The following is an 857-nucleotide window of genomic DNA, read 5'->3' on the forward strand; positions in this document are numbered from 1 at the left end:
TCCAACTACGTGAAGTCAGACCTTGGGCTGAGCGACTCCGTCGCCAACGTGTTCCCCTCGCTGGTGTTCTTCTGGTTCCTTATCTTCTCAGTGCCCACGGGCATGCTTATGAACCGCATCGGGCGCAAGAACACGGTGCTTCTGTCTCTTGCCGTGACTGCCGTGTCGCTCGTTCTTCCGCTCTTCGGCGAGAGCTTCGCCATAATGCTTCTGTCGTTCTCATTGCTCGGCATAGGCAACACCCTGATGCAGACATCGCTCAACCCGCTGATCTCGACCGTAATCCGCGGCGATAACCTTGCCAGCACCCTAACGTTCGGTCAGTTCATCAAGGCCATCGCCTCTTTCCTCGCCCCCTACATAGCCATGTGGGGCGCCACTGGCGTGCTTCCTTCTCTCGGCATGGGCTGGCGCGTTCTGTTCCTGGTATACTTCGTTGCAGGCGTGCTTGCCACGCTCCTTCTGCTGGTAACCCCCATTAAGGAAGAAGCTCCGGCAGGCAAAGTTTCGGGCTTCGGCGACTGTCTCCGCCTTCTCGGCAAGCCCATCGTCCTTCTGTCCTTCCTTGGCATTATGTGCCATGTAGGCATCGACGTCGGCACCAACACCACAGCGCCCAAGCTCCTTATAGAGCGTCTTGGTATGAGCCTTAACGACGCCGCCTTCGCCACGAGCCTCTACTTCATCTTCCGTACGGCAGGCTGCCTGACAGGCTCGTTCTTCCTCCGCGTTATGAACAACCGCGTGTTCTTCGCCATAAGCGTTGTAATGATGGCTTTGAGCATGTGCGGCATGTTCTTCGGCACGTCGAAGGCCGTGCTCTACACTGCGATAGCGCTTGTAGGCTACGGCAACTC

Annotated in this window: 1 protein-coding gene; it reads left to right on the top strand. The window is 57.4% G+C overall.

Annotated features, from left to right (window positions below):
* The coding region (locus QVO66_RS00900; RefSeq protein ID WP_288172405.1) for an MFS transporter at positions 1 to 857 on the top strand (857 nt) is incomplete at both ends.

Origin of the sequence: Prevotella sp. CAG:255, assembly GCF_000431195.1 — a bacterium.
Classification (GTDB): domain Bacteria; phylum Bacteroidota; class Bacteroidia; order Bacteroidales; family Bacteroidaceae; genus Prevotella; species Prevotella rara.